Source organism: Vibrio fujianensis (genome assembly GCF_002749895.1).
Lineage (GTDB): Bacteria > Pseudomonadota > Gammaproteobacteria > Enterobacterales > Vibrionaceae > Vibrio > Vibrio fujianensis.
Genome location: NZ_NBUS01000054.1, coordinates 208,573 through 214,397 on the forward strand (window position 1 = coordinate 208,573; position 5,825 = coordinate 214,397).

Sequence of the window (5,825 nt, forward strand, 5' to 3'; positions counted from 1 at the left end):
TACGCGCAGCTCGGTTGGATGAGCAGCTTAAAGTAAAAAGTATGCTGATTGAATTGAAAAAAGCCTCCTTGACTTTCTGTCAAGAGCTGGTCAATCCTGACGGGCAACTATTGTGTAAAGCATTAGTTAAGGTAGCATGTATTGACAATCAAAAGATGAAACCCCGAGCCATACCTCAATCAATTATTTTGGAGTTAACAAAGAGTGACCGCTGATATTTCCATGTTCGATCTGTTCTTGCAGGCCAGTCTATTAGTTAAATTAGTCATGCTGATTTTACTTGGTATGTCTATTGCGTCTTGGGCAATGATCATTTCCCGTAGCAAAGTGCTCTCTCAAGCACAAAAAAATGCAGAAAAATTTGAAGATAAATTCTGGTCAGGTAACGATTTATCAATTTTATATCAAGACATAAAAAAGCGTAAAGACAGCATCGAAGGGGTAGAAGAGATCTTTTATTCTGGATTTACTGAGTTTGCTCGCTTACATAAATTGCACGCAGCTTCGCCCGACTATGTGATGGAAGGGACTGGGCGTTCTATGCGGGTCGCAGTTTCTCGTGAAGTTGATGAACTAGAAACGCATTTGCCCTTTTTGGCAACGGTGGGATCAATTAGCCCTTATATCGGCTTATTTGGTACGGTATGGGGTATTATGCATGCCTTCATCGCACTGGGGGAAGTAAAGCAAGCCACGTTAGCTATGGTGGCTCCTGGGATTGCTGAAGCGTTAGTTGCTACCGCTATGGGGTTGTTTGCCGCAATTCCTGCAGTAATGGCTTATAATAGATTTAGCAGTAAAGTCAGCAAGTTAGAGCATACTTATGCGACTTTTTCCGAAGAGTTTTATAGTATATTACACCGCCAAGCGATGGCGGGTAAGGAATAATCGATGGCAGGTTATCAACCGAAAAAGCGGAAGATGACAGCTGAAATCAACGTGGTTCCTTACATTGATGTCATGCTGGTTTTGCTGATCATTTTCATGGTGACGTCACCGTTTATTACCCAAGGTGTAGAGGTTGAGCTACCCAAAACGTCAACCGCGAAATCGACGGCAGATTTGGCCGAAAACAGTGATGCAAGCTATATCATTATTGAAATTGATAAAGCGGGAAATTTAGGGTTAAGTGTCAATGACGAAGACGTTCAACGAGGACTGTCGTTACAAGATGTTATTGTGCGCGTGAAAGCTGAATTATCCCTAAAACCTGATTCACCGGTTGCAGTTGGGGGGGATGCTGCCACACCTTATGCTGATATTGTTTTAGTGCTAGATGAATTAAGTCGAGCTGGTATAGCGAAAGTAGGCTTACTCACGGATATCAAAGAATAGGCTGATAAGCGTTGATGAAAGCAAATAAATCGAACAAAGCATCAGATAAAACCCCTTTATTGGTATCGCTGGTATTGCATATAGCCTTGCTGGTTATTCTTGCGTGGCAAGCCGATTTTACTTTTTCTCCCACAACGCCCTCTGCGGGAGGTGTTGCGGTACAAGCGGTCGTTATTGACCCTAACCTCGTCAAACAACAAGCTCAGCATATTCGTAGCCAGCGTGAAGCCGCTGCGAGAAAAGAACAAGAACGGTTAGATAAATTGCGCCGAGAAAGTGAACGGTTGGAACGAAATCGTAAAGAAGCCGAAGAGCGAGTGCGTCAGTTAAAAGAGCAACAAGCCAGAGAAACTAAAGCTGCACGTGAAGCGGAAAAAGCGCGACAACAGAAAGAACAAGAGCAAAAAGTGGCTGCTGAAAAAGCCCGTCAAGCGCAAGACCGAGCAGCGAAAGCGGAAGCGGAGCGTCAGTTGAAAGAAGAGGCCGCCAAAAAGGCGGAAGCTGAACGCGCGGCCAAAGCGGCTGCAGCGGCCAAAGCTGAACAAGAACGAATTGCTCGCGAAAAAGCGGCTCAGCAAGCTAAAGAGAAAGCACAACGTGAACGCGAAGCCGCAGAGCGAGCCGAAAAAGAACGGATTGCCAAAGAAAAAGCGGCGAAAGCTGCCGCTGAAAAAGCGCGTATTGAAAAAGAGCGCGCCCAACAAGCTGAACGGGAGCGTAAAGAACAAGAAGCGGCCCTAAACAGCATTTTTTCTGGGCTGGAAAGTGAAGCGCAAAATATTTCAGCCGCTCGCGCTCAGTATATCGCAACAGAAGCTGAGCGCTGGGGGGCGATTTATACTCAACTTATTCAGCAAAATTTATTATTAGAAGACAGTTTTCGAGGTAAACAATGCCGGGTTAACCTTCGCTTGATTCCGGCAGGCGCTGATGCAATTGTTGGCGATTTGCAAATCGTAGAAGGGGATTCTCGTCTTTGTGCTGCGACTAAACGTGCCGTTGCGCAGGTAGGGAATTTCCCACTGCCGAAAACTGGCGAGTCGGACGTCATTGAGAAGCTTAAAAATATTAACTTAACCGTAGTTCCAGATTAAAAGGAAAAGCTCGTGTTAAAGCGATTATTAGTAGGATGGCTATTGGTTATTTCCAGTAGCGTACAACTGGCCCATGGGGCGCTTGAATTGGTAATAACGGATGGCGTCAACTTAGCTCGTCCCATTGCGATAGTGCCTTTTAAATGGGCGGGGAATCAACCCCTCCCTCAAGATATTTCTGCAGTGATCGCCTCAGATTTACAACGCAGTGGTAAATTTAGCCCGATTGCAACAAACCGCATGCCACAAACGCCGTATCATGAAGCGGACGTCAAATTTGATGCATGGACTCAAATTGGCGTTGATGCCTTGTTGACTGGATCAATTACTCAAAATGATCAAGGCAATTATGTAATTAATTATCAACTGGTTGATGTTGTCCGTGGTCAATTGACCCAAGGTCAAAGTCGTGCACTCAGTGCCGATGGGCAGTTAGTTTTATCGAAAGATCACGTGCTATTTAATAAAGTGGCGACGGTGCCTGAAAAACGGATGCGTGAGTATGCTCACCGTATTGCCGATTTAGTCTATGAAGAACTAACCGGAGAAAAAGGAGCCTTCCTTACTCGAATCGCTTATGTTGTTGTGAATGATAAAGATAGCTACCCTTACCAGTTAAGAGTTGCCGACTACGATGGCTATAATGAGCGTCTCGTTTTACGTTCTAAACAACCGCTGATGTCACCTGCTTGGTCACCCGATGGCCGCCAGTTAGCCTATGTTAGTTTCCAGAATGGGCAAGCTGAAATTTTCTTGATGAATATTTATACTGGCGAACGTGAGAAACTGACCTCTTTTCCTCGTCATAATGGTGCGCCGCGTTTTTCACCTGATGGACAAAGCATGGCTTTAGTGCTATCAAAAACAGGTAGCTTGCAGGTGTATACGCTTGATCTTGCCACTCGAAAATTGACCCAAATTACGCGAGGTCGCTCAAATAATACCGAACCTTTCTGGAGTCCAGATGGCAAATCCTTGATATTTACGTCTGATAGGGGTGGTAACCCACAGATATATCAAGTAAATTTAAGCGATAACGTCACGAAGCGTTTAACATGGCAGGGAAGTCAGAATCTTGGTGGGCAAATCACCCCTGATGGGCGATTCCTTATCATGGTAAACCGTAATAATTCAGGTTTTAACTTAGCAAAACAAGATTTGGAAACCGGAGCAGTACAAATTCTAACAAAAACATTGTTGGATGAATCTCCAAGTATTGCCCCAAATGGTGGCATGGTTATTTACAGTTCAATGTATAATCAGGCTAATGTCTTGTCTATGGTTTCTATAGATGGGCGATTTAAAGCAAGGTTACCAGCAACCAATGGGCGCGTTAGGGCTCCAGCATGGTCTCCGTTTTTATAGCAAACTCACAATTGAGCAACTAATTATTTCATAGTAAGGAAAATAAGATGCAACTAAACAAGGTTCTTAAAGGGCTACTCATTGCACTACCTGTTCTTGCGGTTACAGCATGTAGTTCAAGTGATGAAGCAGCAAACGCTTCTTCTCAGTCACAAACTAACCAATCCACATCTGGTGAAGCAAACAGTGTAGATACAACGGTTGTGTCACCCATTGATGAGAATGCACAACTTTCTGAGCAAGAGCTTAAGGAACAAGCATTACGCGAAACTCAAACCATTTATTTTGCGTTCGATAATGCAACAATTGCGCGTGATTATGAAGAAATGCTTTCAGCTCACGCTACTTATTTAAGTAAAAACCCAAGTTTAAAAGTGACGATTGAAGGCCATGCTGATGAGCGTGGAACACCAGAGTACAACATTGCTCTGGGTGAGCGTCGTGCACAAGCTGTGGCGAAATACTTAGAAGCAATGGGCGTACAAGCCAACCAAATTGCGATTGTAAGTTATGGTGAAGAAAAACCACTATTACTTGGCCAAACTGAAGAAGTTTATGCTAAGAACCGCCGTGCTGTTCTTGTCTACTAATTGAGGTATCCCTCATGTTCAGTAACCTTAAGCGCGTATTTACGCTTACGTTACTGGCAAGTGCGGCGAACATCGTGTTCGCTGCACCAGCTCCAGTATCTGATCTAGGAAGTAGCACCCAACGAGCTTCATTGTCTTCCAATGCACCGGCAGAAACTGAGGTTGCTCGCTTGGAACGTTTGCTTGAAAATCGTAATCGAATGCAACTGCGAATGCAAAAGCAGTTGGATGATATGGCCCTCGAAATCAACGAATTACGTGGGCAAATAGAAAGAAGTAATTATGACATGCAGCAGATGTTGCAGCGTCAGCGAGAATTGTTTGTTGAATTAGATAATTTGCGTCGTGAGGCAGCCAAACGTCCGGCTACAGAAAACATTGCTAATAATAGTCAAGATGAAGTACCACTCGGTACTTTTAGCAGTGATGCGGATGAACAAGCCGCTTACCAAAATGCGGTTGATCTTATCTTGAAAAAACGGGATTACGCTGGTGCCATTGCCGCGTTCCAGCAATTTCAGCAAGACTATCCGAACTCAAGTTTTGCACCGAATGCTCATTACTGGCTAGGTCAGCTCTATTTTGCGCAGAAAAAAGACCAAGAAGCGGTAAAAAGTTTTGCTGCGGTTATCAGTTATTCAAACTCAAATAAACGTGCAGATGCGTTAGTCAAATTAGGTGATTTGGCTGCGCGAAATAACAATTCAGCGCAAGCCGAAAAATATTATCAGCAAGTCGTTAATGAATATCCTAATAGTGCATCGGCAAAAGTTGCCAAAGAGCACTTAAAGCGATAGCTTTTTGAGTTTACGATTATCGGTCGCTTTTTAGCGGCCTTTGTTTTACCAAGCCCCGTGATCGAATCACTTTTGCCTATTTTTGTTGATACAGTGTACAATGCGCGTATTACATAACGTTGCACAGAGCAAGATCAATGAGTCACATACTGGATAAAATCGACACGGTATACCCGTTTCCTGCTAAACCTGTTCGATTAACGGAAGAGGAAAAGCAAGCCTATGTAGCCAATATCAAGCAGTTGTTAAAAGTAAAAGACGCCGTCTTGATTGCTCACTACTATACTGACCCAGAGATTCAAGCCTTGGCCGAAGAAACCGGTGGCTTTGTCGGTGATTCGCTGGAAATGGCCAAATTTGGTCATCGACATACAGCACAGACCTTATTGATTGCTGGCGTGCGATTTATGGGCGAATCGGCAAAAATACTCACTCCGGAAAAACGAATTTTGATGCCAACACTCGAAGCGGAATGTTCATTAGATCTTGGTTGTCCCGTGGATGAGTTTACGGCATTTTGTGATGCTCATCCTGAGCATACGGTGGTCGTTTATGCGAATACTTCCGCCGCAGTTAAAGCACGAGCCGATTGGGTGGTAACCTCGAGTATCGCATTAGACATTGTCGAGCATCTAGATTCTGAA

The 5,825-nt window shown here is 44.1% G+C and carries 8 protein-coding genes; all 8 read left to right on the top strand.

The window, feature by feature from the left end:
* Positions 1-215: thioesterase family protein (locus B7C60_RS19445; protein ID WP_342747981.1), on the top strand; the 215-nt coding region annotated here is incomplete at its 5' end.
* Positions 205-888: a protein TolQ gene (tolQ, locus tag B7C60_RS14065; RefSeq protein WP_099612206.1), complete on the top strand. Its 684-nt coding sequence runs from the start codon at positions 205-207 to the stop codon at positions 886-888. The genes B7C60_RS19445 and tolQ, both read left to right, overlap by 11 nt.
* Before the next feature lie 3 nt (positions 889-891).
* A complete protein-coding gene (gene tolR, locus B7C60_RS14070; RefSeq protein WP_099612207.1) occupies positions 892-1,335 on the top strand; it encodes a protein TolR in 444 nt (147 codons plus the stop codon).
* A gap of 14 nt (positions 1,336-1,349) precedes the next feature.
* Entirely contained in the window at positions 1,350-2,429 is a 1,080-nt protein-coding gene (gene tolA / locus B7C60_RS14075) for a cell envelope integrity protein TolA (protein ID WP_099612208.1), read from the top strand.
* A gap of 12 nt (positions 2,430-2,441) precedes the next feature.
* Positions 2,442-3,794, top strand: coding sequence for a Tol-Pal system beta propeller repeat protein TolB (tolB, locus tag B7C60_RS14080; protein WP_099612209.1), 1,353 nt, complete (start codon positions 2,442-2,444; stop codon positions 3,792-3,794).
* A 47-nt stretch (positions 3,795-3,841) separates the two neighbouring features.
* Positions 3,842-4,384, top strand: a complete 543-nt coding sequence (gene pal, locus B7C60_RS14085; RefSeq protein ID WP_099612210.1) for a peptidoglycan-associated lipoprotein Pal — start codon at positions 3,842-3,844, stop codon at positions 4,382-4,384.
* A 14-nt stretch (positions 4,385-4,398) separates the two neighbouring features.
* Positions 4,399-5,181, top strand: a complete 783-nt coding sequence (gene ybgF / locus B7C60_RS14090; protein WP_099612211.1) for a tol-pal system protein YbgF — start codon at positions 4,399-4,401, stop codon at positions 5,179-5,181.
* Between the two features lie 137 nt (positions 5,182-5,318).
* The coding region (gene nadA, locus B7C60_RS19450; protein WP_245869481.1) for a quinolinate synthase NadA at positions 5,319-5,825 on the top strand (507 nt) is incomplete at its 3' end.